16 protein-coding genes are annotated in these 23,957 nt (G+C 45.9%); all 16 read left to right on the top strand.

What is annotated here, in order from left to right; translation table 11 throughout:
* Positions 1-34 precede the first annotated feature (34 nt).
* The 16 genes from wecC (at position 35) to ACT7B3_RS07795 (ending at position 23,891) form a co-directional block, all read left to right on the top strand.
* A complete protein-coding gene (wecC, locus tag ACT7B3_RS07720; protein ID WP_445157481.1) occupies positions 35-1,318 on the top strand; it encodes a UDP-N-acetyl-D-mannosamine dehydrogenase in 1,284 nt (427 codons plus the stop codon).
* A 60-nt stretch (positions 1,319-1,378) separates the two neighbouring features.
* Positions 1,379-3,553, top strand: a complete 2,175-nt coding sequence (locus tag ACT7B3_RS07725; RefSeq protein WP_445157482.1) for a glycosyltransferase family 4 protein — start codon at positions 1,379-1,381, stop codon at positions 3,551-3,553.
* A gap of 40 nt (positions 3,554-3,593) precedes the next feature.
* On the top strand, positions 3,594-6,128 hold the full coding sequence (locus tag ACT7B3_RS07730; protein ID WP_445157483.1) for a heparinase II/III domain-containing protein: 2,535 nt from the start codon (positions 3,594-3,596) through the stop codon (positions 6,126-6,128).
* Between the two features lie 4 nt (positions 6,129-6,132).
* Positions 6,133-6,936 carry a sulfotransferase gene (locus ACT7B3_RS07735; RefSeq protein WP_445157484.1) on the top strand — a complete coding sequence of 268 codons (804 nt, stop codon included), beginning with the start codon at positions 6,133-6,135 and terminating at the stop codon, positions 6,934-6,936.
* Positions 6,937-7,397: 461 nt separating this feature from the next.
* On the top strand, positions 7,398-9,170 hold the full coding sequence (locus tag ACT7B3_RS07740) for a hypothetical protein (protein ID WP_445157485.1): 1,773 nt from the start codon (positions 7,398-7,400) through the stop codon (positions 9,168-9,170).
* A complete protein-coding gene (locus tag ACT7B3_RS07745) occupies positions 9,139-10,410 on the top strand; it encodes a glycosyltransferase family 4 protein (RefSeq protein ID WP_445157486.1) in 1,272 nt (423 codons plus the stop codon). Before ACT7B3_RS07740 ends, ACT7B3_RS07745 begins: the two co-directional genes overlap by 32 nt.
* 5 nt (positions 10,411-10,415) lie before the next feature.
* Positions 10,416-11,615, top strand: a complete 1,200-nt coding sequence (locus ACT7B3_RS07750) for a glycosyltransferase family 4 protein (RefSeq protein ID WP_445157487.1) — start codon at positions 10,416-10,418, stop codon at positions 11,613-11,615.
* Positions 11,605-12,879 (top strand): exopolysaccharide biosynthesis polyprenyl glycosylphosphotransferase, encoded by a 1,275-nt coding sequence (locus ACT7B3_RS07755; RefSeq protein WP_445157488.1) that lies wholly within the window; start codon positions 11,605-11,607, stop codon positions 12,877-12,879. Before ACT7B3_RS07750 ends, ACT7B3_RS07755 begins: the two co-directional genes overlap by 11 nt.
* A gap of 28 nt (positions 12,880-12,907) precedes the next feature.
* Positions 12,908-14,269 carry an O-antigen ligase family protein gene (locus tag ACT7B3_RS07760; RefSeq protein WP_445157489.1) on the top strand — a complete coding sequence of 454 codons (1,362 nt, stop codon included), beginning with the start codon at positions 12,908-12,910 and terminating at the stop codon, positions 14,267-14,269.
* A gap of 199 nt (positions 14,270-14,468) precedes the next feature.
* Positions 14,469-15,584 carry a glycosyltransferase family 4 protein gene (locus ACT7B3_RS07765; RefSeq protein WP_445157490.1) on the top strand — a complete coding sequence of 372 codons (1,116 nt, stop codon included), beginning with the start codon at positions 14,469-14,471 and terminating at the stop codon, positions 15,582-15,584.
* A 61-nt stretch (positions 15,585-15,645) separates the two neighbouring features.
* A complete protein-coding gene (locus tag ACT7B3_RS07770; protein WP_445157491.1) occupies positions 15,646-17,061 on the top strand; it encodes a lipopolysaccharide biosynthesis protein in 1,416 nt (471 codons plus the stop codon).
* 74 nt (positions 17,062-17,135) lie between these two features.
* Positions 17,136-19,031, top strand: a complete 1,896-nt coding sequence (gene asnB, locus ACT7B3_RS07775) for an asparagine synthase (glutamine-hydrolyzing) (RefSeq protein ID WP_445157492.1) — start codon at positions 17,136-17,138, stop codon at positions 19,029-19,031.
* Entirely contained in the window at positions 19,022-20,116 is a 1,095-nt protein-coding gene (locus ACT7B3_RS07780) for a glycosyltransferase (RefSeq protein WP_445157493.1), read from the top strand. Before asnB ends, ACT7B3_RS07780 begins: the two co-directional genes overlap by 10 nt.
* A 61-nt stretch (positions 20,117-20,177) precedes the next feature.
* Complete coding sequence (locus ACT7B3_RS07785; protein WP_445157494.1) at positions 20,178-21,287, top strand: glycosyltransferase; 1,110 nt, start codon at positions 20,178-20,180, stop codon at positions 21,285-21,287.
* A 31-nt stretch (positions 21,288-21,318) separates the two neighbouring features.
* A complete protein-coding gene (locus ACT7B3_RS07790; protein ID WP_445157495.1) occupies positions 21,319-22,419 on the top strand; it encodes a glycosyltransferase family 4 protein in 1,101 nt (366 codons plus the stop codon).
* Positions 22,420-22,511: 92 nt separating this feature from the next.
* Entirely contained in the window at positions 22,512-23,891 is a 1,380-nt protein-coding gene (locus ACT7B3_RS07795) for an undecaprenyl-phosphate glucose phosphotransferase (protein ID WP_445157496.1), read from the top strand.
* Positions 23,892-23,957 lie beyond the last annotated feature (66 nt).

The raw sequence follows: 23,957 nt of genomic DNA on the forward strand, positions 1-23,957 counted from the left end.
AATCTTCGCTTCTTTGCTTCTCTTGGATGGAACCATGAAATTCAACACCATTTCTGTCATTGGCTTGGGCTACATTGGCCTGCCGACTGCCGCCGTTATTGCTTCACGCCGTAAGAAGGTGATTGGCGTGGATGTCAATCAACACGCCGTAGAAACGATCAACCGCGGCGATATTCATATTGTCGAACCCGAGCTGGACATCATCGTGCATGCCGCAGTAAAGGAAGGCTACCTGCGCGCCACCACCGAGCCGGAGCCGGCGGACGCCTTCCTGATTGCCGTACCCACTCCCTTCAACGCCGAGAACGGTAATGGTCACGTGCCCGATCTCAGCTATATCGAAGCGGCAAGCAAGAACATTGCCCAGGTGCTGAAAAAAGGCGACTTGGTCATACTCGAATCTACCTCGCCGGTTGGGGCGACCGAGCAAATGGCGGCATGGCTGGCAGAAGCCAGGCCCGACCTCACCTTCCCCCAAACCTATGGGGAAGAATCGGATATTCGCGTAGCTCACTGCCCGGAGCGCGTACTTCCCGGCCATGTGGTTCGTGAGCTGGTTGAAAACGATCGGGTGATCGGCGGCATGACGGCCAAGTGCTCTGAAGCGGCTACGGCACTTTACAAAATCTTCGTGGAAGGGGAGTGCATTACCACTACGGCGCGTACTGCCGAAATGGCCAAGCTCACCGAGAACAGCTTCCGCGACGTGAACATTGCTTTCGCCAATGAGCTTTCCATCATCTGCGATAAGCTTGACATCAACGTGTGGGAACTGATTCGCCTGGCCAACCGGCATCCACGGGTCAACATTCTGCAGCCAGGACCTGGTGTGGGTGGCCACTGTATTGCAGTTGATCCTTGGTTCATCGTGAGCGAAACCCCGGAAGAAGCACGATTGATTCGTACCGCACGTGAAGTGAACGATGGCAAGCCTCAGTGGGTGATCGACAAAGTCAACGAGGCCGTAGGTAAGTTCCTGAGCCACCATCCTGAAAAGACCGCCAAGGACGTTACCATCGCTTGCTTCGGCTTGGCATTCAAGCCGGATATTGACGATCTGCGTGAAAGTCCAGCTCTGAAGATTGCTGAAGAAATAGAAAGAAATCATCCAGGTACAAATTTAGTTGTCGAGCCTAATGTTGAATCTCTCCCATGCGGAAAATTGATGAAATCTATGATCCTGAATCATGATGATGCCTTACAACAGGCCGACATTATTGTTCTTTTAGTCGACCATAAAGAATTTAAAAAAATAGAAATGTCTATAGTCGAAAGAGCTATTGTAATAGATACCCGTGGAGTTTTCGAGGGCCGTTAACTCTCTGAGTAGTCTTCAGCTCAAACGTTGCGTTTTTTATAATACTGATGGGAACTAAATATGAAGGGGAATGAGTTGGTTGAAAAGGGAGAGGAATGTCCAATAGTAGCAGGGTCTGGGTACATAAATGGCCTAGATGCAGATGAGGTTCGAAATATAAATTTGAGCGAGAAAAGAGTTGGGCTGTCAGTTGAAATAAAATCGGAAGAGGAGTTTGAGCTTGTTGCAGCATACCTTTTAGAGAAAAATTACATCTTTGCCGGCTTGGACCTAGGTGGAAAAGGAACAATATTTCTTCCGAAAGAAGTTGACGAAATATCAGATCTCAAGAATTTATGGAATGCTCAGAGGGATTTTTTGGCTAATGACAATCATTTAAAATATCAGGTAAGGTATCAAAAAAAATTAAAAAAGAAAGCGTACGATGAACTGAAGATGATTAAAAGGAGTCGTGCCTTTAAGGTGGCGACTCGAGCCTCGAGCGCATATAGGAAAATAAATAAAATCAATTCTTATCCCATATTAGTCCTTGGGAAAGCTAGTTCCATTTTTTCGTATTTTGTAGCGAAAAGGAAAATCAATAAATACAAGTCGTTTGTCGAAAAAATTCTTCCTCACTTAGAACATTACTCCACAGGTCGAGAAAAAGCCGATTTTATTGAGAAATGGATAGATGGGAAAAAGGAAAAATCAAGGAAAAAAGAACTTAGAGAATGTTACTGGCTCTTAAAAGAAAATCATCCTGAAGCCACATGCTATATTGGTTGGGCACTTTGGCGAAAAATACAAGAAGATCGCTATCTGGCTAATTCCGTTAGAGCCCAGCTAACATTTTTAGGGAAAATGTACGACTCAAGAGATTTTCTAGAAGAACTAGATAAATCAGATTTGAACGAGACTGGAAAGAAGTCTTCTTATAGAATAGATGATGAAATAGATAAGTTAGAAAAAGGCTTCTCTCTGCCAGCTAGAGCGACTCAAGCTGTATATCCTAAGGAAAAATCTGTAATTTATCTGCTCCATAATTCTTTACCATACAACTCGGGAGGGTATGCTACTCGAACGCATGGCCTTCTGAAAGGCATTAATAATATAAATGAATTTAACGTCTATGCTCTTTCTAGGCCGGGTTATCCTAGTGATCATCAAAAATATATTAGCCAAAAGCTACCCGAGACAATCCCTATCTATGATGTGGTTGATAATGTAACTTATTACCGTAGCGATCAAAAAGTAAGAAAAAGCAGTCTTACAATATCAGCGTACGTTAAAGTTTTTTCTGATCAAGTGAAAAAACTTTCTATAGAAAAGAGCGCAAGCGTAATACATGCAGCATCCAATTTCCCAAATGCATATGCAGCTATATTGGCAGCACGTGAGCTGGGCATTAAGTCTGTGTATGAAGTGCGAGGGTTGTGGGAAATCACTAGACTATCACGTCAGCCTGGGTGGGATGCAACGGAACAGTTTAAGTATATGGCTAAAATGGAGGCAAACGCATGCATAGAGGCAGATGCCGTAATCACAATCACCCATGCTTTGAAGAACCTCATGATTAGTAGGGGGGTTTCCGCTGAGAAAATTACAGTAGTGCCAAACTGCGTGCACACAGAATTATTCTCTCCCATTAGCAAGGACGAGAACTTAGCCAAAAAACTTGGCATCAGGATCGATGATGTTGTAATTGGCTATATTGGCTCAATAGTTAACTATGAAGGTCTGGATGATTTAATAGATGCAGTAAGGATTTTGTTGGAAAAAAAGGTTTCAGGATTCCGTGTGTTAATTGTCGGTGATGGAGCAGTTCTCCCTGAATTAAAAGAAAAAGTCAAAAAATTCAATCTTAATGGGGTGGTTGTTATTACAGGGCGTGTACCTCATAGTGAAGTTCAAAGCTATTACTCCTTGGTTGACATAGCACCGTTTCCAAGAAAGCCATATGATGTGTGTGAGATGGTATCGCCTTTAAAACCATTTGAGGCAATGGCGAGTTCAAAAGCAGTACTGGTCTCAAGTTGCGATGCACTTACAGAAATTGTTGAAGACCAAGTCACCGGACTAGTGTTCAAGAAGGGAAGTACAGAAGAGTTGGCAAAAAAATTAGAAGAAATGATAATGGATAGAGAGTTGAGAGAACAGCTAGGAAGTAACGCACGGCAGTGGGTTTGTGCTAATCGTGACTGGCGGAATGGCGCTGAAGTAGTTACAGACGTATATCAGCGGTTACTAACCTAGTTGTGGGAGAGAACTTAAGGCCATGTATGGGTGCGAAAAGTTGAATAAAGTCGAGCTTGTGCCAGTTGAATGTTTCCTCCATAGGATTTTTCCTCCTGGTGAGTATGAAGGGACTTGCAAAGATATTGTCAAGAATAGGGTTTTTAAACCTCGGAAAGACTGTGACGCAGTACATTTAAACTTTCCTATTGATTGGGAGGCAACGGAAAAAAAAGAAGATAGAAACTGGAGAATGCAGCTGCAAGGGTGGACTTTTTTTCACCCAATAATGAATTTTTTTGATACATATGATGATAAAAATGAATTGGTATCCTACTTTTTAGATGTTTTTTGCGATTGGTACAGTGCATACGGTAATGACCCATCCGATACTACAACAACACGTATGCCATCAAGCTACGCATGGTACGACATGTCGGTGGGGTTCAGAGCGCTCATCCTAGCGTTCTTTAAAAACAGAACAGATGTTTATGAGCTAAAGTTAAGTGAAAAGGAAGAGCTGCTATTATTAAAGTTGGCAGAGAAGCATGTTGCCAATTTAACTACTGAGGCTACGTTCTCTTTAAATAATCATGGGGTTTTTCAAATCCAAGGCCTAATGGGACTGCTTCATACTTTTCAACTTGGGGATAAGACTAATTATTCCTATGCCATGAGAAAAATGGAAGACTTAGTACAGTCCCAATTTGATGCCAATGGCATTCATCTAGAGCACTCCCCGCACTATCATTTTTATGTCCTGGCCACCTTTAATGCAGTAGTGAAATCTGGTTGGTATGGTGAAAGCAACATAATAATACCAAGATTACAGAAAGCAGAGGAAGCTAAGAAATGGCTTGTTGATCCTCTAAAGCGACCCTTATGCTTTGGTGACTCGATATTAACTGAACAAAAAACAGTTGAATTCCCGCAAGCATCGGGCGATTATCTGTTATCTGACTTTTCCTCAAGCGGTTATGCAATTATTCGTTCGCCATGGGACGAAGCGCCTGGTAAAGCTTCAATGCTTTCTCTATCAGCTGCCTATCATTCAAAATCACACAAGCATCGCGACTGTATGAGTTTTGAATGGTTTGATCATGGAAAGAAAATCATATGCGATAGTGGTAAATATGGCTATAGAAGCGATAAGTATAGAAATTATTTCTTAAGTAGCAGGGCTCATAACTCTGTCGAAATAGAAGGCTTTGACATATTAAAAATTAAACCGTATGGTTCAGCTGTCAAAGCTGTGGAAGCACAGGAATCTGGAATTTTCAAGATCACTGCCGGAATTGAATACCCTGCTATTAAATTCACGAGGGAACTTTATTTTAAACCCGGCGCGTGGGTGGTTGTTAAAGATAATTTGGATTTTGCAAGAGAAAGAGAGTTCACACAATGGTTTCACTTTAACAAAGATTATTCCATTAAAAAAGCTACTGGCAGCCATGTATGGCTTCTTGGAGAAAAGGATAATCAAGTTTATATTGATTGTCTGAATCAAAAAGTGCAGCCTGAAATATACTATGGTGATGAAGATGAAATGCAAGGTTTTTTATGTGAGAAAGACTATCAGTATACACCATCTATCGCACTCGGGTTTTCAGGAAATGCTAAAAAAAGTATAGTCACAACTGTGCTTTCCCTTGGAAAGGAAAAAAGAGAGGAAGCTTTAGACTTTGTTGCCCGAAAAATAGAGAAGCGATCCTCCTTATCAGGGATCATTAAGAAAGTCCCACCAGCTAATATAATAAAAAATATTCAGCACGAAACCTTTCTCCCGGCAGAGGAAATTAAATTAACCCAAGGGGAGCGAACATATTGTGTTTACGTAAGTGGGGTGCCACTATATTTTTACGCTAGGCTAAATAATAAGGGTAGAATTTTAATTCTCCTTCCCGGCGCCACCAATAGAAAAAAAGGTCATATCGATTTCCAAAGATATAGCTGGGCTAGTGATTTTGAAGAGCATGACGTCCTTTCTTTTTCTGATCCAACAATAAATGAAGAAAATAATTTGTCTATTGGTTGGTTCCAGAACACGCAAGAAAATTATGGCATAGATGCTTTAATTGATTTGATAAAACTAATTTTGGAAACAGGTGGGTATAAAGAAAAGAATATGGTGTTATTTGGCTCCTCAGCAGGAGGATTTGCAGCGCTAAAAGTTTCTAATGCTTTTCCTAGTGCAATAGCGATTGCCATTAACCCTCAGTTGTATTTATATAACTACACCCCTTCCCACTATACTTCCATGCTAAATTACAGCTATCAAAATTTAAGCGAAAAGGAAGTGCTAAGAAAGTTCAAAGACAGACTCATAGCAAAACTAGATTTTAATACGAGACAAGCGCCAGCTTTTTTATTTCAAAATATACATGATGAAGCTCACTTATACAGGCATTTGAAGCCAATGATCAAAGAGCTCGGAGATGGTGTTAATGAAGAGTCTTATGGCAGTAATAGTATTAATCAGTCCCTGTTGAATGTGATTTATTACGAAGACCAAGGGAGCGGACATTCACCGCCGGGCAAAGAGATGACAGTTCAAATGATCAATTCCGTTATAAAAAATAACATTCTGAGAGGCTGATAAAGTGTCTAATTTGATCGAATCTTTGCTTAGTGCAAAAAATATTAAGCCATTAATTATCTGTGGAGCGGCCAGGTCAGGGACGAGAATGATTACTGATCTGTTAAATGAGCATAAAAATATTGCCATTCAAGAAGAAATGCACGCTAAGACAATAGAAAAATACTTTGATTTTGTTGACGATGTACAATCAGTTTTTGATCACTATTCCGAAAGAAAGGGATACCGTCTGGATCAGTCGTGGATCTTTTCAAAAAGCATTTTGACCCATGCCTTTTTTGCATGCGCTAATAAGAAAGAAATGGAAGGATCGAAGAAAGAATTAAAATACCATGGGATTAAAACACCAGGGTATGAAAGATATATGCCATATTTTGAAAAACTTTTTTTAGATTCACCGCCGGTATATATATACTGCATGAGAGATGTAGCTAATGTATGGCGCTCATGGAAGTCAATGGGCTATTTGGATGATATTGCCGTATTTACTAGAAGATATGAAAGATCATTGCGGCAGGCAGTGAAAATAAAACAACAAGTAGGTACGCGATTTCTTGTGTTTGATTTAGATGCATTTATAGTTGCTGAAAAGAAAAGTGAATTCATTGAAAAAAATATTTTAAGGAAAATGGAGCTTCCTGTAGATGAAAATTACTGTGAGTCTGTAAACCAAACTCCAAACAGAAATTCAATAGTAAAAAGAGGCAAAAATTATGTGGCAGATGAATATCTTGAAAGAGAAGTAATCAGTCTGAAAGAAAATCAGAAGATACAAGCATATAAAGAGACTTTGCTTAAGGACATCTAGCGAAATTAAAATTACTATCAGAAAGATTTTCATGGAATCTATCGTCCACAGTGATGATATGTGAAGTTCACAATAGTGCCACCTCATCTGACTCTACAGTGATGGGTATTCGCCTGACATATGCTCCTGTGGGCTCCCTTTAGCTAAGAAGTGCTTTCTGCCGTTTTCTTTAGTTCCTTCTTCGTCATCTTAAGGAGCCTTTATTGAAGGCGGCAGGGATGTGATTCTCGTGCATATTTTTTCAATGAGGTCTTATTATTCGAAGCAGATTGAAGGATCGCTCGAGCGATATCTTGACTCTTAAACTTTATCTTTTACTTGGCCGCTTTAAATATGCTGACAATGTCAGGATCTATCGGAGATACCAGGTGCTCTCTTCTAAGGATAAGAAGTCATCTAAATTTAAAACAACCACTAAGTTTTTTAGGGTGAATTAATTGCTAAGCAATATGTTTTTGACTATGCGCTGGATTGCCTCAATCGGGAATAAATTTTTCCGTGTTGTACCTGGTGAAACACTGTTAATAATTTGTTCCACCTTGGTTTCCCAGGTTTCACTGTTATTGGCTTTCTTGTTGCCGCTTAAAATTGTTATCCTGTTGGGCTCAACTGGGATGCCGAGATATTTCCCAGATGCATTTTCATTAGTTGATAGGGATTTTTTGGTTGTAATCCTTAGTTTTTCTACTGTATTTTTTTATGTGCTTTATTTGTTGTCTGAGAAATTGGTTGACATATATGCTCGCCGAGGCGCTTTGGCTCTTCTTAAAAGAAGTCATAAAATTGCGCTTTTCGAAAATGACGAAGACGTAGCCAGTCGAAATTATCAGCGTTATTCGCGCAGTCTTGCTACAATCGTTTTTATATCTTTGATAGTGCTGGCTTTGTCTTATCTTTATTTTGAAATATCACTTTTTTTGTTTCTATACTCCATTCTGGCTTTTGTCCTGATTATCTTACTTAATTCGCATAATGAGAAAATCCACAATTCTCTTGCCGAGAGCCCTGGGCGTGTAATTGGGGTATTCGCCAGTGTAGGTTTCTTGCTTTCATTTTTTTTTATGGTCGGTCATTTCTTATTAGGGCAGCCACCAAGTCTTTTAGCTGCAATTATTTCAGTAATTCTAATACGTCAAGGGTGCTCTCGTGTTGCAAGCTTGGTCAATGATATAAAAGCGCTAAGCGCACAAAAATATAAACTAAATGCATTATTTTTCCATGGCCATATACTAGTTAAGGAAGCAAGAAAGCATGAGGTGTCTTTTTGGTCACTGCTGAAATCTCCTAAATGTGAGAGTTGGTTGAGAGAAGTTCTTCAAGAAACGCTGAGTGAAAAAATTCACAAACTAAAATCATCATGGGTTCAGTTAGGTGGTCAAGATATAATAGCACTTCACATTAAGAGCTATAATGTAGAAAATAGAAAAATAGCTGATCATTTATTAAAATTGTTCAATTCTAATAAAAGCTCGTTAGCTAGGCACGAAGCAACATTGCTTTCGGAATGTTCGGAGTTGCCTTCGATGCCTTTAATAAGAGTGGTTGAGGTGGAGGGCTTTCATTGCCATATTTATCATTGGGTTCCTTCAGAAAAAATCCTGAAAGAAAAAGTCAAATTAGCCAGATTGAAAATTCTTAGCTCCTTGATTTTGATTGATCCAGGAATAGCTTTGATTTCACAATATAAACGATCTCATCCTGTATTGTGGCATCGGCTGGATGAAAACATGATGGATCGTATTTGTACTGTTGCGGAGAAAGGAAAAAGTGAGGATCTTGAAAAAATAAAATTACTTTCTCGTCGTCGGCAAGATGTTGTGCAACGGTTGAAAAAATTACCTTTAGTAATAATCAATCCAGATCAAGGTCCAGATGATTTCCTTGAGGCTAGAGGTGGGAAAGTTATAACGATTAATTGGAGTCGGTGGTCGTTGGAACCTGTTGGGGCGGGCTGGTCTACACAACCTTCTCAAGCTAAGCGCTTAAGAGTTTCTTTTACAAAAGCGAAATCGGAGCGAAGAGGACTGGAAAAAGTTCGATTTGAGGACGTATATCTTGCAGCACTGGTTTATTCTTTCGAAAAATCATATGTACGACATGATTTTTTGAGTGCAATAAAACTAGTGCCGAGAATATTGAAATATCTTGAAGGAGAATCAGACGTATCTGAAGCTTCGTCTCGAGAATGCGAGGAAGGAAAAAATGAAAACTATATCCATGGTGGTATGGAATGAGTTTCTTAATGATGCTCGTGTTCTTAAAGAAGCACAGACACTCCAGTCAGCAGGCTATCAATTAATCGTTCATGCTTTACATACTCCAGGCGTTACTGAGGAGATCGAGATTTTAGCTTCAAATGTGCATGTTGTGCGGGTGGCACGCAGCCCCTTATGGAAGTTACGCAAGAGAAAGCGTCTCGAAGCTGAGCGAAATGCCGCCGAGAAGAGTGGACAAGCTAAATCGCAGCATCAGAAAGTTGCCGCTCCTCCTCCGGAAACCTTTGTACGCCAATTGCTCAAGTTAGTGGCTAGGTTATGGACTCATGCGGGCTTGGCCATTCAACTCGTACGTTCACGGCCCGATGCCATCCATGCTCATGACGTCAACGTGCTGCCCACTGCTTGGTTGGCGGCCAAGATCGCCCGTGTGCCCTTGGTGTACGACGCACACGAGATCAGCACCGACCGGGAAGGGTACCAGGCATTTCGAGGGCTGGTAGGCTGGCTGGAAAAGAAGCTGATGCCTAGAGCGGCAGGCACGATTACAACGACTGACGCGCGTGCCAAGTTTTTTGCGCGTGCCTATGGCATTCCGCGCCCGCTGGTGCTGCAGAATCGCCCGCGGCTGGTGAAAGTGGAGAATTCGAACCGCATTCGTGAGGAACTGGGGCTGGTTGAGCCTTGGCCGATCGTGCTCTACCAGGGCGGGCTACAGCCGGGCAGAGGGCTTCCTCGTTTGGTGGAGGCTGCTGCCAGTGTACCGAATGCCTATTTCGTGTTTATTGGGGGAGGCCGCCAGGCCGCTGAGTTGCACGAACTGACCGCCGAGTTGGGGTTGGAGGAGCGCGTGCGCTTCATTCCTACTGTTGCGCTCAGTGAATTGCCGTCTTATACCACCTCGGCGGATATCGGCGTGCAGCCTATCGAAAACACCTGCCTAAACCACTTCACTACCGATTCCAACAAGCTATTTGAGTACGTCATAGCAGGCTTGCCGGTTGTGGCTAGCCAGCTACCCGAGATCGGTAAGGTGGTGCGAAACCATGATCTGGGTTTGCTCGTACCCCCTGGCGACACAGCAGCCCTGGCGGATGCCATTCGGCGCTTGGTGGAGTCGGCGGAGCTGCGCGCTTACTACCGCGCCAAGGCAGAGCAGGCCGCTGAGTCGCTCAATTGGGAGGCCCAGGAGCAGGCATTGGTGGAGCTGTACGAGCGGATACTGCCTGTTTCTCGAGTTGCCAGGGAAGGGCGCTGAGCCTCGTGCGGTTGCTTCTGCTTGGGTTCTATTACCCGCCGGATATCAGCGCGGGGGCCTTTCGTACTGAGGCGCTGATAGGTGCGTTGGCTAATCGCTTGCCAGAGGGGGCGGAGCTGCATGTCATCACTACGATGCCTAGCCGGTACGTCACGCATGAATCCCCGCCACCTGAGGAGGAAACGCTCTTTTCCGGTAGCGTGAGGCTCACGCGGCTGCCTGTCTCGGGGGGAGGGCATGGTTTCGCTTCGCAGGCGCGAGCGTTCGCTTCCTATGCGGCTCAGGTGAGAAGGCTAACCAAGGGCGAAACGTACGACTTGGTTATCGCCACTTCATCGCGTTTGGCTACGGCCGTGCTGGGGCGATGGGTGGCCAGGCAATGCGGGGCCAAGCTATACCTGGACATACGCGATAACTTCGTTGCCAACCTTCCTTACGTACTGCTTGGTGGGGCGGGCAGGCTTCTGGCGCCTGGCTTTGGTTGGTTGGAGCGCTGGACACTACATCAGGCCGACCGTATCAACCTGGTATCGCGAGGGTTTGCGCCCTATTTCCAGGCTCGTTACCCGTCACGGCGCTTTACTTGGCACACCAACGGTATCGATCGTCCGTTCGTCGAGGCGGCCGAATCCGGCTTTTTCGAGCGTCGGAGCTGCCGCGGCAACGAGCCGTTGAAGGTGCTCTATGCCGGCAACTTGGGAGCTGGCCAGGGCATCGAACATGTATTGCCGAGCCTGGCGGAGCGGCTGAGCCAGCGGGTAGAGTTCACCGTCATCGGTGCCGGCGCGGGCCGAGCGGCACTGTGCCGCGCACTGGGGGAGCGCAGCATCAAGAACGTACAGGTGCTGGCACCTGTGCCGCGTAAGGCATTGCTCGAAGCCTACTGCGCTGCCGATGTGCTCTTTCTACACCTGAACACCTTGCCCTCACTGGAGAGCGTGCTGCCCTCCAAGCTGTTCGAGTATGCGGCAACGGGGCGCCCGATCTGGGCTGGCTTGGCGGGCTTTCCCGCTCGATTCGTCAGAGAAGAGATAGAGAACGCGACGGTTTTCGCCCCCGGCGATATCGAAGCTGCGGTCGCTGCACTGGAGCAACTTGAGTTACACTGCCGCCCCCGATGGACCTTCATGACGAAATGGCGGCGTGACAAGATCATGGATGAGATGGCCACCGAGATTTTGGCTCTGGTGACGAATGAAGCGTGAATATGAGCGCCGACACTCCCGGTGGTACGAGGTCGTATTGCTGGGCTGGGGTATACACTTACTGGTGGGGCTGCCGCTGGTTATCCTGTTGCCGTCGCTGGAGCGGTGGGGCTGGGGCTTCTGGGATTACTTACCCGATGTACGCATCAATACCATCATCGCCGTGGGGCTGGCTTTCATCGCCTCGACGCTGACGCTTAGGCGCCTAGCGAGTTTTCCCAGCGCGAAGCTGGCTGCTTACATCATGCCGACGGTTTCCATCGCCTTTCTGATCGCGGTGGCTCTGCTGTTTTTCACCCGGGAAGGATATACCAGGCAGGTGCTGTTCGGTGGCTATCTTGCTAGCCTGGTATGGTTCTACCTGGGGTATTCCTTTGGCCGGCGCTACCGTAAGCTCAAGCTGGCCTTGGTGCCGTTCGGTAACACCAAGCGTTTGTTGGGCACCGAGCGTATCGATCTGCGTATGCTGGAGGAACCCGATCTCCAGGGAATTCGCTTCGATGGCGTAGTGGCTGACTTACGCGCCGAAGACCTGCCGCCGGAATGGGAGAAATTCCTGGCCACCTGCACCTTGTGCCATATACCGGTTTACCACATTCGTCAGATCCATGAGTCGCTCTCGGGCAGGGTACAGATCGACAGCCTCTCCGAGAATGAGTTCGGTAGCTTGCTTCCTTCGCTCATGTATCTGCGCTTCAAGCGCTTGGTCGATACCGTGGGGGCGCTGCTGCTGCTGCCGGTGCTGTTGCCGATCATGCTGGTCGTGGCCGTGATTATCAAGCTGGACAGCCCCGGGCCGGTGTTCTTCATGCAGCCGCGGGTGGGTTACCGCGCCCGGCCTTTCCTGATGTACAAGTTTCGCAGCATGTATCACGACATGAGCGGAGAGGATTTCACCATCTCTGAGGGCGATCCGCGCATCACCCGGGTGGGCAAGGTGATCCGCAAGTACCGCATCGATGAGCTGCCGCAGATCTTCAATATCCTGAAGGGGGAGATGAGCTTCATTGGCCCGCGCCCGGAGTCGGCTTCGCTCTCCGAGTGGTACGAGGAGGACGTGCCGTTCTTTAGCTACCGCCATGTGGTGCGCCCTGGCATTACGGGTTGGGCTCAGGTGGAGCAGGGCTATGCTGCGGAAGTGCGGGGCATGACCAAGAAGCTGCAGTATGATTTTTACTATATCAAGCACGTATCGCTGTGGCTGGACGTGCTGATCACCCTCAAGACGGTGCGTATTCTATTTACCGGTTTTGGGGCGCGTTAGGTTGAAGTGCAGTAGGGTGCGGCATGGCATGCTGGCCGTGCGCATCGAGTCTGGTGTGGTAGGATTTCTGCGAGCGCCTGCGGGCGCTCGCTGCGTTGATGGCTCGCTCGAAAGCGGGGATGGGAGACTAAGAGAAGTGTTCACACGAAAGCGAGCGATCCTGATCAACCAGTGGGCGCTATTTCTGGTGCTGGCATTACTCATTGCCACACCGATCCGTAGCCATGCGGTGGTTGCGGTGCTGTTGCTCTATTCCATCGGCTACCTGATAGCCAACCGCCACACACTGACGGTCATCCCATTCGACTGGGTGGTAGTCGTTTTACTATTGCTGTATCTGCTTTCGCGAATACCCATCTTCTTGTTAGATGAGCAGCAGTCGCGCTACCTGGCGCCGGGCGCGCACATGGCTGCCTTGGTACCCATCTACCTGATGCTGCGCCACTTGCTGGTACTCAGCGACCTGCCAGCGTTCAGGCGCTACATGGAAGTCGGCCTGGTGTTGGGTTGCTTGGGTGCCCTGGGGGTTGCACTTTACCAAACCCAGGTCTTGGGCACCTATCGTGCTGATGGCTTCCTGTTCAGCATCAATCTGAGCTACCTCAGCTGTGCCATGGCTTTTTTGGCGGCCAGCCTGATTCGGGGAAGCGAACGCAAGAGATGGCTTCTGGCAGCCGCTGTGGCCGGTGCCGTTACCTGCATTCTTACCCTTGCCAGGGGGGGCATTTTAGCGATGCCCATCCTGCTGCTTCTGCTGCTGTACTTGAACCGTGACAAGATCGGCGGGAAGACAATCTCGGTGGGCATTGTCGGCATGTTGCTACTGGCATTGGGCAGCTACGCTACGTTGCCGAACGTGCAGAACCGTGTTGACTATACCGTGGCGGAAGTGACCAACCTGATGGATGGCAATATTGGCGCTGCGGTGTCGAGCGGGGGGCGCCTTCAGCTATGGACTGCTGCCTCTCACGCTTTCATGGCGCGTCCGCTGATCGGGCTTGGCTACGACGAGCGTGAAGCGCTGAATGCGGAGCTGGTGGAGCAAGGTGTGCTCACCGAGTGGGTGCTTGGTGTGAGCCGTGGGCATGCGCATAGCCAGTATTTCGAAATGGCCGCAACGGGCGGTGTGCTGGGGCTGTTGGCGTTGGTTGGGTATCTTGTGGTGCCAGGAATTTATTACTGGCGACTGACACATCGTGACAGAGAGAATACCTGGGCGCAGGCCGGCTTGGTATTCACGGCGGGATTCGCTTTGTACAACCTGACCGAAGCGGCGATTCATCACGAGATGATGACCACGTTCTATGCCTATGTGCAGGTGGGCTTCGTGGTGATGGCACGGTGCTATAAGAATCAACTCAACCAACCGGTCAGAAAATTTGAAGACTAAGACCACAATGCCGCGAGAACCTGGAATGCAAGAACTATTGCGAAGCCTGGCTAGTTAGGTAATTATGTTTATGGCTCTCAAAGTTGAAATTGGTTGAGTTTTTAGTTAGAGAGTAAGGGGCTAGGGATGCGCCCGGAGTAAGCTTGGGGTGTTAGCGTGCTTATGGGTAAATTCTTGTATTTTTGGTGAAAGGAATTCAATGAAAATTTTAATTATTTCACAAGAATTTCCACCCATTGTAGGCGGTGCTGGTATCGTCGCTGCCCAAAATGCAAAGATACTGGCGAAAAAAGGCCACTGCGTTACAGTAGTAACTCGAGAGGGGGGCGGGGGTAAACATAAGGATAGCGGGTACCAAGTCATCAAGGTGCGGGGCAGAGGGGTTAAGAAAGGGAAAGGAAAGCTCTGGCTTTTACATATGCTGCTGACATTAAGAAATCTTGATTTGGAAAGCTACGACTCCATCATTCTTAATGATATAGGTGCTGCGTTTGTTTTTATTTGCTTGTTAAAGCGAGAGGCTCTTTTTGATAAGACATCATACTACCTTCATGGTGACGAGGTAAAAAATATTATTGAAAATCCTAAAGGATATATGAAATTATTTGAGTTCAAGAAAAAACTTGTTGAGTTCATTCCGGTATGCAAAAACGTTATTGCTGTTAGTGACTACATGAAAATGTATTTTCTGAATTCAATCGGAAAGAATCTTCCCAAAGAAAAATTCGCTACAGTTTATGCTGGAGTGGATTCAGAAGTTTTTTTCCCCATCGCATCGGATTTATTTGATAAATATAAAAGAGAGGGTTTTACGGTTATCCTCTCAGCAAGCAGAATAATAAAAGAAAAAGGTTATGAAAAGAAACTTAACGTATTCAGAAGGGCAAGAAATGAAGGCCATAATCTCCTATGGATAGTTGCTGGCTCAGGAGATTACTTGAATAAGTTGAAAAAAGAAGCGGAAAAATATTGTCTAAGTGAATATATACTTTTTGTTGGGGAAATCCCAAGAAAAGATTTGAAATTTTACTATTCGAGCGCAGATTTATTCTGGCTACTTTCAGAAAGAGAAGAGTCATTTGGGCTAGTCTATCTTGAGGCACAGCTTTGTGGTTGCCCTGCTGTTGGTTACGCTAATTACGGTGTTGCGGAAGCTATTCAGGATGGGGTTACTGGATATTTAATTAAAAAATCGGAAGATTTTATAAATTTGTTAGATGGTGAAAAAAAACTAGATAAAGAGATGGTTGCAAAGGAAGCAAAAAAACTCTCATTGGATGTTCAGGTTGAAAAACTTCTTAGTTTATTAAGATGACAGTTTTAGAAATTTATATTTACATGAAGAACCTTCAATTTTGCTGTAATGGATACGGCCGTTGAATATTAAAAAGATTGCCAGTTTTTCATTAGGGCCTATATTGGGTGCCTTTATAGGTTTTATCACATTGCCAATGATAGCATGGTTTTTCTCTCAACAGGACATCGGGAGATTCTCTATATATCATGCCACCATAAGTTTCGGTACGATGCTTTTCAGCGTGGCCATGCACCAAGCTTATGTTAGAGAATATTACGAAAGTGAAGACAAAGGCCTTCTGCTAAAGTTATGCATTATTCCTGGCACTATCTCTTTCCTTACTTTCAGTGTCGTCATTATATTTTCACCATTTAGCCTATCGGCAATGATGTTTGGAGAAAAAATAATTGGACTGGACTGGCTAGTGCTAGGTGGGCTGTTGATATCGTTTTTAACAAATATTTTGACTCATGTCCTAAGGATGCAAGGAAGAGGGATGGTTTTTTCCATAACAGAAGCCTTGCCTAAAATAATACATTTAATGGCTGTTGCTTTAATTTTTTTAGTATTTAGTGGTTACAGCTATTATGATTTAATAGTCTCGAATTTTATTGCCCTATTCAGCACATTGATTTTTATATTGTATGCTGTGAAGGATGACATCAAAAAAGCGATTACCTCAGTGTATGATAATGAAAAGATGAAGTCTATGCTGATTTTTTCGTTACCTTTGGTTGTTGGTGGTCTTTCATATTGGGCGTTAACGACGCTGGACCGATTTTTCCTTCGCGCATTGTCTGGGTTTGATGAGCTTGGGTTATATGCAGTTACATTAAGCATTGCTTCTGCAGCCACCGTTCTCGCAACAATTTTTTCTACAATGTGGCACCCAATTGTCTATCGGTGGATGAGCGAAGGTATACAAATAGAGAAAATCCAATCTGTTATTGATTATACGCTAATTTCAGTATTGACTATTTGGTCTTTTGTTGGAATGTTTTCCTGGGTTATTAATTATTTACTTCCAAGTGAGTATTATGAAGCTAAATTTATTTTAGTGGCTTGTATTGCAATGCCCTTGTTGTATATGTTATCAGAAGCCACTGTGGTTGGTGTGGGTATAACTCGTCGTTCAGTTTTTTCTATGTTTGCGTCAGTTGCGGCGCTTACTGTGAATTTAGTCCTTAATTACCTCATGATACCAGAATATGGTGCTGCAGGTGCTGCCGTTGCATCTGCTCTGGCTTTCGCACTTTTTTTTGCTATTCGAACTGAGTCAAGCTGTTATGTGTGGAAATCTGTTAGAAGGAGAAAGATATATATATTGCTTTCGCTGTATTTAATAATCACGGTTATTTTCGCGCTCCAGATTTTTGAAGATAGAGGCTCGTTCGTTATTTTATGGGCGGCCATGCAATTACTTACACTTGGCTTGTATAGTGATCGAGCAAAACATGTTTTGAGCGTGATTAATGAAAGGTTTAAAATAAATTGATTGAGTTGGGTTTTTGGATTTTTAGTATTAAAATTTTTTGATTTCCGGTTTATCTGTAGTTTTGGAGAAAGGATATGTGTGGTATATCAGGATTCATAGATTGGAAAAATATCTCTGGGTTCGATTGCATTAAGGCCATGACCGATGTTCTTCATCACCGCGGGCCGGATGATGGCGGTTATTTTTATAAGCAATATCAGAGTGTCCATATTGGCTTGGGGCATCGCCGTCTCTCGATACTTGACCTTTCTTCCCATGGCCACCAGCCAATGGATCATCGACATTTAACGATTATCTATAACGGTGAGGTTTATAATTTCAAAGAAATAAGAGATGAGCTTGAGGAGCTGGGGTATGAGTTCGATTCCGGTTCGGATACAGAGGTCATACTGAAAGCATACCATTGCTGGGGCATCGAGATGGTGCACCGTCTCAACGGTATGTTTGCTCTAGCCATCCTCGATGCCGAAAGAAAAGAGCTAGTGCTGCTACGGGATCGTGCCGGCGTTAAACCTTTGTATTGGTACTATCATGATGGACTTTTCCTTTTTGCTAGTGAGCTAAAAAGCTTCCATCAGCATCCAGCCTTCAAGAAAGAGTTGTGTCATGATGGCTTGGCGCTTTTTCTGCAGTATGGTTACATCCCGCAACCTCACACCATCTTCAAACACACGCGAAAACTGAAAGCCGGAAACAGCTTGACGATCAAGCTTGATAAGCAGAACTTTGACGAGAAAAAATATTGGGATGTGCTGGATTTCTATCGTAAGCCCAAACTGAAAGTTACCGAAGAGGAAGCGCTATATGAAACGGAGCGCTTGCTCACCTCTGCATGCGAGTATCGCATGGTGGCGGATGTTCCTGTGGGGGTCTTCTTGAGTGGCGGCTACGACTCCTCAGCGGTAACGGCGCTGCTGCAATCCCGTCGGAGCGAAAAACTCAAGACGTTTGCCATTGGCTTCCATGAGGAAGCTTACAACGAGGCGCATCATGCGCGGCGTGTTGCTGAGCACCTGGGCACGGATCATACGGAATATTACTGCACTCATCAGGATGCACTGGACATCCTTCCTCGCTTGCCTGAAATATGGGATGAGCCTTTTGGCGATGCTTCCACCATACCCACTGTGCTGGTAAGCGAGCTGGCACGCAAGCAAGTAACAGTTTCCTTGAGTGCTGACGGTGGTGATGAAGTTTTTGGTGGGTATGATAAGTACATTTATGCCAAGAAGATGGAGTCTATTTTTGGCAGAGTCCCATTCAGAAACCAGTTTGGGCGTTTTTTCTCGAGCATCAAACCTAGCTCCATTCCTTTCCTAAGCCGTGATCCGAATTTTTCCAGGCGCTATGCGAAAGCAGCCTCGAGCTTGGAGGCCAAGCATTCTGCCGAGATGCTGGGTATTATCGGCAGTGCTTTTTTTCGTGCTGAAGTCGAAGAGCTGATTGCCAAGCCCTTCGTCCACTTAGCCACGGATTTTGAATCTTATGAGGGGCTGGACGAGCACAACGATCTGTATAATTCGCTCATGGCGGTGGATTATAAGACCTACCAGTTGGATGACATACTGGTGAAGGTGGATCGCGCGACTATGTCTTGCAGCTTGGAAGGGCGAGAGCCGCTGCTGGATTACAGAATAATCGAATATGTAGCCAGGCTCGATTCAAGCTTGAAGATAAGAGGTGACGAGAGAAAGTATCTCTTGAAGAAAATTACTCATCAGTATTTGCCGAAAGAAATGATGGATAGGCCTAAAATGGGCTTTGGCGTGCCTATTCTTGATTGGTTCAGGGAAGAGCTGAGAGATTACTTGTTGAGCTATCTGAGTGAGTGCCGCCTTGCGGAAGCAGGAATTTTCAACGTCAATAAAGTTATTGAGGTGAGAGATAAATATTTGAATGGCAAGAATGACGATGTCAGTAAGATCTGGTTCCTTCTTGTATTTGAAATGTGGAGAGAAAAGTGGATGTAAATGAAAAGAAAGTCACTTTTCTTATTACTGCACTAGAGGGAGGAGGGGCGGAGGCAGTATGCGTGAATGTGGCAAACGGCTTAGCCGAGCGGGGATGGGATGTCACTTTACTAGTGCTTCGCCTTGATAATGCTGCATATGCAGATCGTATTAACAAAAAGGTTAAACTTAAAACGATAAATGTTTCTTACGTTCGCCATGCTTTTTTTTCTTTATTGCAATATGTGAGAAATAATGATCTTCGCCAGGTCATTGTGTTTACGTATCAGCTTACGGTGATGATGGTTTTGGTGAGAGCTATAAGCTATCGACGCTTCAAGTTGGTAGCAAGAAATATCAATACTCTTTCTGAAGAGCTTGGGCGTGCTAAAGGGTTCTGGCGCAGGCATGTTGTGTCAAGGCTGGTTGATATTTTTTATTGCAAGGCTGACTATATTATCAATCAATGCCAAGGCATGCAGTTGGATCTCATTGAGAGATATGGTATAAGCCAGGAGCAGGCTCCTGTCATTTATAATAGTGTCAATCAACGCATTGAGGAATATGCAGCCACTCTGGACTGGGCCTCAATAGAAAAGCAAGATTACTTTCTTTGCGTTGGCCGTCTGGACGAACAGAAGGCATTTCATTACGCCATCGAGGCCTTTTCAAAGGTGGCCGAGAAGTCGCCCGAGCTGCGCTTGAAGATCGTGGGGCAAGGTCGCCTCGAAGCCCAGCTTCGAGACTTGGCGAAGGCCTATGGAGTCGAGGAGCGAGTCGACTTCGAGCAATTCCAGAAAGATATCGTTCCGTTCTACCTGGGAGCCAGGGCAACGTTGTTGACTTCCCTATACGAGGGCTTCCCCAACGTCTTGATAGAATCGATTACTCTGGGGACTCCCGTGATAGCCTTCGACTGCCCAAATGGACCGCGAGAAATCATAAATGAACAGAATGGTTTTCTAGTGGAATACCTTTCGGTAGATGGTTTGGTTTCTGCTATGAACCATATTGATGGTCGCTTTGATCCGGCATTGGTTCATCAATCAGCCTCTCGCTATGCGACCAAATATGCTCTCGACTCCTATGAAGAATTGTTGAAATAGACGGTGGCGTTTTCAGTGCGCTGTGCTGTTATGAATTTTAATTGAGTAAAGAGCGCTTGGCATGCATAAAGAAAAAACCGTGCTGTTTTTCCTGGCAGAGTTGAATGGCGGCGGCGCTGAAAAAGTAATGATTGCCATTGCTAATTATTTGGCGAATAGCGGTGTAAAAGTTATGTTCGTTATTGTGAAATCGGGTGGGCCTTATATGGAATTGCTCACGCCTAAAGTCGAGCTTCTGGAACTCAAGACAAACAGCAAACTAGTAGCAATATTTGAATTGAGGAAGCTGATTGGCGATATTTCTCCTTTTTGTGTCTTCTCTTCTATACTTGGGCCTTGTATTATTCTGGCTTTGGCTAATTTGTTGGCAGGCTCTGCATCCAAGCTGGTGCTGAGGGAGGCAAACACGCCAAGTGTTGAGGCCAGCAAGGGAAGCGTGAAGCAAAGGATAATGCGACGGATCTCAAGGCTTTTTTATCCAAGGGCCGATATGGTGATAGCTGTATCCAAGGCGGTAGAGAAAGATCTAAAAGAGTATTATGGGCACGCTCTTTCGTGCAAGACAATCTATAATCCGGTAAATATTGGCGAGATTCTTGAGCTGGCGTCTCAAGACCCCGTTATGGCATTGCCGTGGGGTGAAGAAGCGCCCATCCTCATCAGTGCGGGCAGGCTTTCAAAACAAAAGGATTATCTTACGCTCCTCCGTGCTTTTCATTCTGTGGCAAAAGTTAAAAACTGCAAGCTCATCATTCTTGGAGAGGGGGAGTTGCGTAGCGAACTGGAAAAAGCCGTAGAAGAATTGGGGCTCCAGCAGCATATTTGGTTGCCTGGTTTTGTCAGCAATCCTTTTCCTTATTTTAAGAAAGCTAGAGTGTTCGTCCTGTCTTCGCAATGGGAAGGGATGCCGAATGTCCTTATTCACGCGCTGGCAATGGGCTTGAAGATAGTTTCGACTGACTGTCCTTCAGGCCCAAGAGAAATTACCGATAATGGTCGGCTGGGGCGTTTAGTTGAGGTTGGTAATGTAGATGATATGGCAAATGCTATTGTCGACTGCCTGAGTGTGACAGAAAATTTCGAAAAATACGATTTTACTAATTACGTGGAAGAGAGTTTTTCCTCAGAAACTATACTTTCCGCTTATCGGGAAATTTTGACGACACCTTGAAGCCTGTCCCGATTGCTTGAACGGAAGTCTTATGCGTATTGTTATCGTAGGGTTGCGTGGAATACCTGATGTTCAGGGGGGAGTCGAGAGACACGTGGAAAAACTAGCCCCCCGGCTAGTGGAACTGGGCTGTGATGTGCATGTCATTGGCCGTCGTGCTTACCAGCCTGTTGATGTATTCCCCGCCTGGAAGGGCGTTATTTTGCATGCAGTTTGGACGCCAAAGAATAGATATCTCGAAGCGCCACTGCATACTTTTTTATCTGTTCTATATTCCGTAATTTTGCGGCCTCATGTAATTCATTTTCACGCTATCGGACCATCGTTATTCGTTCCATTTGCCCGCTTGCTCGGCTTCAGGGTAGTGGTAACCCATCACGGCCCAGACTATGAAAGGGCTAAGTGGGGTGGTATGGCAAAAAATATATTGAGATTGGGTGAGTATGCTGGTATGCGATACTCCAATGCTCGGATTTCCATATCCGAAACCATCTCGAATCTCGTGATGAAGAAATATAAAAAGAATTGTTTTTTGATACCCAATGGCGTCGAAGCACCAGCTTTCCGCAAAGATTCAGGTGTTCTGGAGGAATTCGGATTGGTCCCGAAAAAATATGTGCTAATGGTTTCCAGGTTTGTTCCGGAAAAAAATCACCACGATCTAATTAAGGCGTTCGATAAATTGAAATTGGCAGGATGGAAGTTGGTTTTTGTCGGTAGGGCAGATCATCAGGATAGCTATTCCAGTCGGCTTTTAAGTGAAAAAGCATCAAATCATGATATTATATTCACAGGGTTTAAAAGTGGAGATAATCTGGCAAACTTATACTATCACGCGGGCGTTTTCGTTTTGCCTTCCTCACATGAAGGCCTTCCCATAGCGCTATTGGAGGCGCTTAGCTTCGGCTTGCCGGTGGTCGCGAGCAACATTCCTGCTAACCTCGAAGTAGGCCTTCCAGAGGAACAATATTTTAAGCTGGGAGATAGTGAGGATCTTGCGGAAAAGATTCGCCTCATGGCGAATAGAAGTACTGATGACGACTTTAGAGAAAAGATATCTGCTGAGGTCATAAAAAGATATGACTGGGATGTGATTGCGGATAAAACAGTCGCCGTATATGAAAGTTTATGATAGTTTGATAAAATTTAAAAAGATATGGCGGAATGGCAATGTTCTTTACAAGCTCTGCTATATCATATGGTTCATTGGGCTGAGATTTTATTATGCGCCGTCCGTCCCTGTTCAGCAAGTATGAACCCTTCCAAATTCTCGGGCCTGTAGTGGATTTTTGGTGTGCCGTTCTGGCAGGTTCGTGCGTTTACTGGCTGAGATTCGGTCAGTGGCAGATGGTGGAACCGTACTGGCTCGCCCTGCTGGTCATTGCATTATTAGTAGTTTTGATCAACGGGCTTTATGGTTCCTATCAGGACTGGCGCTCCACCAGTTTTCCTCATGTGCTGTTACGCTTGCTGCTGGTTTGGCTGGGAATTGCGCTGGTGGTAATGTCAGTTTTGTTCCTTGCCCACGTGGCTGACCGTTATTCACGCCTGTGGATCGGTTTCACATTGCTTGGGTCGTTTCTGCTTTCAGTGGCAGCACGTGTGCTGGCGTACCAGATAGTCAAGGCGCTATATCGCCAAGGGCGCCTGAGGCGAGGTGTATTTCTGGTTGGGCCGCAAGGCCATGTGCTGGATGTGGGGAGGGACATGCGGCGCCATGCCTCTGAAGGGTTCAGCATCGAAGGGGTACATCGCCTGCGGGATACGCTGGACGAGGAGGCTTTGGAAGCCCTGATGAATCGCGTGGAGCGCTCCGGAGCCAAGGAGGTTTGGATTTGCGTGCCCCTGGAAAGGGGCCATGAAGCCCAGAGGATTTTTCGCGCCCTACAGCAGTTGATGATGGATGTGCGACTAGTCCCAGGGCTCAAGGACATGCGCTTGCTCAATCACCGTGCCAGCCAGGTTGCCGGGCGCTACGCGTTGGATCTCAGCGTTAGCCCCATGGCCGGTTTGGCGCCGGTGATCAAACGCCTTGAGGACATTGTGTTGGGAACGCTGATCGGGGTGTTGATCCTGCCGGTCTGCCTGGCGCTGGCGGTGGCGGTGAAGCTCAGCTCGCCGGGGCCCGTGCTGTTCAAGCAGTATCGAACGGGTATCAACGGGAAGCGCTTCAAGGTATACAAGTTTCGCTCGATGGCGATGCACGATGAGCCGGAAGGCCAGGTCACCCAGGCCAAGCGTGGCGATGAGCGAGTCACCTGGGTGGGGGCCTTTATGCGCCGTACTTCGCTGGATGAACTGCCGCAGTTCTACAACGTGCTGCAGGGGCGCATGTCGATCGTTGGTCCTCGCCCGCATGCGCTGGCTCACAACGAGCACTACCGGGAGTTGGTGGAATCCTATATGAGGCGCCACAAGGTGAAGCCGGGGATTACCGGCTGGGCGCAGGTTAACGGCCTGCGCGGGGAGACGGATACCCTCGAGAAGATGGAGCAGCGTGTCGAGCACGACCTGTGGTACATCGATAACTGGTCGCTCGGGCTGGACCTGAAGATCATCTTCTTGACCGTATTGAAGGGCTTCTCCGGCGCCAACGCCTACTGAAGGTAGGCTTTCTTGATTTGACTTCGGTCGATGGGCATCATGCCGCTCATTCCTTGACACCAGACA

The organism is Halomonas sp. E14, from assembly GCF_052568415.1.

Coding starts and splice junctions, on each gene's coding strand:
- wecC (WP_445157481.1), top strand. CDS start 35: ATGAAATTCAACACCATTTCTGTCATTGGCTTGGGCTACATTGGCCTG.
- ACT7B3_RS07725 (WP_445157482.1), top strand. CDS start 1,379: ATGAAGGGGAATGAGTTGGTTGAAAAGGGAGAGGAATGTCCAATAGTA.
- ACT7B3_RS07740 (WP_445157485.1), top strand. CDS start 7,398: ATGCGCTGGATTGCCTCAATCGGGAATAAATTTTTCCGTGTTGTACCT.
- ACT7B3_RS07745 (WP_445157486.1), top strand. CDS start 9,139: ATGAAAACTATATCCATGGTGGTATGGAATGAGTTTCTTAATGATGCT.
- ACT7B3_RS07755 (WP_445157488.1), top strand. CDS start 11,605: ATGAAGCGTGAATATGAGCGCCGACACTCCCGGTGGTACGAGGTCGTA.
- ACT7B3_RS07760 (WP_445157489.1), top strand. CDS start 12,908: ATGCTGGCCGTGCGCATCGAGTCTGGTGTGGTAGGATTTCTGCGAGCG.
- ACT7B3_RS07765 (WP_445157490.1), top strand. CDS start 14,469: ATGAAAATTTTAATTATTTCACAAGAATTTCCACCCATTGTAGGCGGT.
- asnB (WP_445157492.1), top strand. CDS start 17,136: ATGTGTGGTATATCAGGATTCATAGATTGGAAAAATATCTCTGGGTTC.
- ACT7B3_RS07785 (WP_445157494.1), top strand. CDS start 20,178: ATGCATAAAGAAAAAACCGTGCTGTTTTTCCTGGCAGAGTTGAATGGC.
- ACT7B3_RS07790 (WP_445157495.1), top strand. CDS start 21,319: ATGCGTATTGTTATCGTAGGGTTGCGTGGAATACCTGATGTTCAGGGG.
- ACT7B3_RS07795 (WP_445157496.1), top strand. CDS start 22,512: ATGCGCCGTCCGTCCCTGTTCAGCAAGTATGAACCCTTCCAAATTCTC.